This window comes from Verrucosispora sp. SN26_14.1, assembly GCF_004307965.1.
GTDB lineage: Bacteria > Actinomycetota > Actinomycetes > Mycobacteriales > Micromonosporaceae > Micromonospora.
In genome coordinates this window covers 1-3,458 of sequence record NZ_SISL01000557.1, presented here as the reverse complement: position 1 = coordinate 3,458, position 3,458 = coordinate 1, and the positions used below count along the sequence as shown (strand labels likewise).

The window sequence follows — 3,458 nt, the reverse complement described above, 5'->3', positions numbered from 1 at the left end:
CGGCCGGCCCGCCCGCGAGCGCCAGCAACCGCTGCCGCAACGCGGACGCCTCCGCGACGCTGAGGTACGCCAGCGGCGCCTCCGTCTTGCCGCCCCCGACCACCTCCAGCCGCAGTTCGGCCAGGCCGGTGAGCTGCGCCAGCAGCGGGCGGACCACCTCGACGGCCTGGAGCCGTTCCAGCGGAATGGCCCGGGTCCGTCGCCAGAGCAGCCCCTCGTGGATACGCAGTTCCCGGCCCACCACCTGGTAGCCCGTGTAGTACCAACTGATCACGGCCAGCACGGTCGCGCCGAGCGCGAGCACGATCACCATGGTCACGAACCACCCGAACCCGACCCGGGACAGCGTCGACCAGGACAGCCCGGCGATGACCACGGCCAGCGACTTCGCGCCGTGCAGCGCCGGGCTCAGCGGGTGCAGCCGCTGCCGCGCCTGCGCCGTGTCCGGCGCACCGCCGGGATACGGCGGGTACGGCCCCCCGTGCGGGTACGCCGCGTCCGGCGGATAGGGCCCCCCGTGCGGGTACGGCGCCCCCTGCGGGGAGGACGCGCCCGGCTGGTGGGGCGTCCCGGGCGGGTACGGCTGGTGGGGCGTCGCGTGCGGGTACGGCGCACCGGCGACGACCGGTGGGGCAGGTGTCTCGGGCCGTGCCGGCGGCCCGCCCAGGGACTGCTCCGGCGGCGGCGCCGTGGGGGTGCCGGGCGGTCCCGGATGGGCGACCGGTGGCGCCACGTCGCCCGTACGGGGCTCGGGCCGGTCCGGTGCCGACCCGACCGGGCCCGTCACAGCCCTTCCGCCCGGTCCTCGCCCAGCGCGGTGAGCCGGTCACGCAGCCGGGACGCCTCGGCCGGCCGCAGACCCGGCACGCGGGCGTCACTGGCGGCCGCCGCAGTGTGCAACTGCACGGTCGCCAGGTCGAACGCGCGCTCCAACGGACCGGCGCTGACGTCGACGAACTGCATCCGGGAGTACGGCACGATGGACAGGCGGCGCACCAGCAGCCCGTGCCGGACCAGGAGATCGTCCTCACGTTCGGCGTAGCCCCAGGCGCGTACCGCGCGGACGATGGTCACCGCCCGCCAGACCGCGAACAGCAGCACGGCACCGAGCGCCGCGCCGAACGGCCAGGTGCCGCTGAGCGCCCAGCCGATGCCGATGCCCGCCGAGACGACGACCACCACGGCGGACAGCCGCAGCAGCTCCACCCAGATCAGGTCGGACGAGATCGACTGCCACCGTACGGTGTCCGGCCAGGGTTCGAGCGGCCCGGCCGATGCCGGGGCGTTCGGGGCGTCATCGCTCACTGAGCACGTCTTTCGTTCGCGACTGCGGGGCTCGCAAGCTCACTCCTCGCGCTCACCGAGCTGGCCTTTTGTTCGCGACTGCGGGGCTCGCAAGCTCACTCCTCGCGCTCACCATCAAGTAGCCGTTGTACGCGTTCACTCTTCGAGCGTAGGCGATCCCGGGAGCGGGGCGACCTCGCGCAGGAAGCCCCGCGCGGTGAGGAAGTCGCCAAGTGAGGGGCGGTGGAGGTCACAGGCGAGCCACGTCTTGCGTCGCTCGGGCGTGTGCAGGCGTGGGTTGTTCCAGCGCAGTGCCCACCCGGCGGAGGCGCGACATCCACGGGCCGAACAGATCAGAGCCTCGGCGGAGGTGTCGGAATCGTCCATCGCACCCAGTCTAGGGCGACGGGAATGAGTGAGCGCCGGGCGGCCACGGGGGAAGCCGCCCGGCGACGAAAAGAATGGTACACACGCGGGGGCGGCATCTGTCCACTGGCGATCGGCGATTCGCCTGGCGGGCAACGGCGTGGCGGAAATCGGTCGCTCCCACAGTCGGTACTCAGTCGGGCATGCGAGGCTTGGTGACGCACACGCCGCTACGACCGAGCACGCTGTGGAGGACCGGTGGCCCAGCCGACCACGCCCGACGCTCCGACGCCGAACGGGGCAACGCCCCCGGCGGTCTCGCCGCCGACCACTCCGGCCCAGGACGCCACGCTGCTGGAGCGGGCGCTGTTCGAGATCAAGCGGGTGATCGTCGGGCAGGACCGGATGGTCGAACGGATGTTCGTGGCGCTGTTGGCCCGGGGACACTGCCTGTTGGAGGGCGTACCCGGAGTGGCCAAGACGCTCGCGGTGGAGACGCTCGCCCGCGTGGTCGGCGGGTCGTTCGCCCGGGTGCAGTTCACCCCGGACCTGGTGCCGGCCGACATCATGGGCACCCGGATCTATCGGCAGTCCAGCGAGAAGTTCGACGTCGAGCTGGGGCCGGTGTTCGTCAACTTCCTGCTCGCCGACGAGATCAACCGGGCGCCGGCGAAGGTGCAGTCGGCGCTGCTGGAGGTGATGAGCGAGCGTCAGGTCTCGATCGGCGGCGAGACGCACCGGGTGCCCAACCCGTTCCTGGTGATGGCGACGCAGAACCCGATCGAGCAGGAGGGCGTCTACCCGCTGCCGGAGGCGCAGCGGGACCGGTTCCTCATGAAGATCGTGGTGGGCTATCCCACCGACGCCGAGGAGCGGGAGATCGTCTACCGGATGGGGGTGTCCCCGCCCGAACCCACCGCCGTCTTCGACACCGCCGACCTGATCGCCCTGCAACAGAAGGCGGACCAGGTCTTCGTGCACAACGCGTTGGTCGACTACGCGGTCCGGCTGGTGCTGGCCACGCGTACGCCGGCCGAGCACGGCATGCCCGACGTGGCGCAACTGATCCAGTACGGTGCCAGCCCACGGGCCTCGCTCGGGTTGGTCCGGGCGACCCGGGCGCTGGCGCTGCTGCGGGGCCGGGACTACGCCCTGCCGCAGGACGTGCAGGACATCGCGCCGGACATCCTGCGTCACCGCCTGGTGCTCAGCTACGACGCGCTCGCCGACGACGTGCCCGCCGACCACGTGGTGCACCGGGTGATGTCGACCATCCCGCTGCCGTCGGTCGCGCCCCGGCAGCAGGCCACGCCACCGGGTGCGGTGGCGCCGACCTCGGGGTGGCCCGGGCAGCGGCCGTGACCCCGAGCACCCCTCCATCCCAGCAGCCACCGAACGTGGCGGACAACCGCTCCGGCGCGGTGCTGTCCCGCTTGCAGCTGATGGTCACCCGGAAGCTGGACGGGCTGTTGCAGGGCGACTACGCCGGTCTGCTGCCCGGCCCGGGCAGCGAGGCGGGGGAGTCGCGGGAGTACCGGCCCGGTGACGACGTCCGGCGGATGGACTGGCCGGTGACCGCGCGGACCACCACGGCGCACGTGCGGCGTACGGTGGCGGACCGGGAGTTGGAGACGTGGCTGGCGGTGGACCTCTCGGCCAGCCTGGACTTCGGCACCGGCCGGTGGCTCAAACGGGACGTGGTGGTGGCCGCCGTGGCGGCGATCACGCACCTGACCGTGCGGGGCGGCAACCGGATCGGTGCGGTGGTGGGCAGCGGCGGTGAGCGTCCCGCCGCCCGGCGGGGCTGG

5 protein-coding genes are annotated in these 3,458 nt (G+C 72.9%); 2 read left to right on the top strand and 3 right to left on the bottom strand.

What is annotated here, in order from left to right; all coding sequences use genetic code 11:
- The 3 genes from EYA84_RS33705 to EYA84_RS28980 form a co-directional block, all read right to left on the bottom strand.
- A partial coding sequence (locus EYA84_RS33705; protein ID WP_236146018.1) for a PH domain-containing protein occupies positions 1 to 787 on the bottom strand: 787 nt, incomplete at its 3' end.
- A complete protein-coding gene (locus EYA84_RS28985; protein ID WP_131057178.1) occupies positions 784 to 1,305 on the bottom strand; it encodes a PH domain-containing protein in 522 nt (173 codons plus the stop codon). The genes EYA84_RS33705 and EYA84_RS28985, both read right to left, overlap by 4 nt.
- A 135-nt stretch (positions 1,306 to 1,440) precedes the next feature.
- Positions 1,441 to 1,671: a hypothetical protein gene (locus EYA84_RS28980; protein ID WP_131057176.1), complete on the bottom strand. Its 231-nt coding sequence runs from the start codon at positions 1,669 to 1,671 to the stop codon at positions 1,441 to 1,443.
- Between the two features lie 237 nt (positions 1,672 to 1,908).
- On the opposite strand from EYA84_RS28980, the gene EYA84_RS28975 reads away from it, so the two are divergent.
- Both EYA84_RS28975 and EYA84_RS28970 read left to right on the top strand, forming a co-directional pair.
- Entirely contained in the window at positions 1,909 to 3,012 is a 1,104-nt protein-coding gene (locus EYA84_RS28975; protein WP_131057174.1) for a MoxR family ATPase, read from the top strand.
- A partial coding sequence (locus tag EYA84_RS28970) for a DUF58 domain-containing protein (RefSeq protein WP_162854393.1) occupies positions 2,991 to 3,458 on the top strand: 468 nt, incomplete at its 3' end. The genes EYA84_RS28975 and EYA84_RS28970, both read left to right, overlap by 22 nt.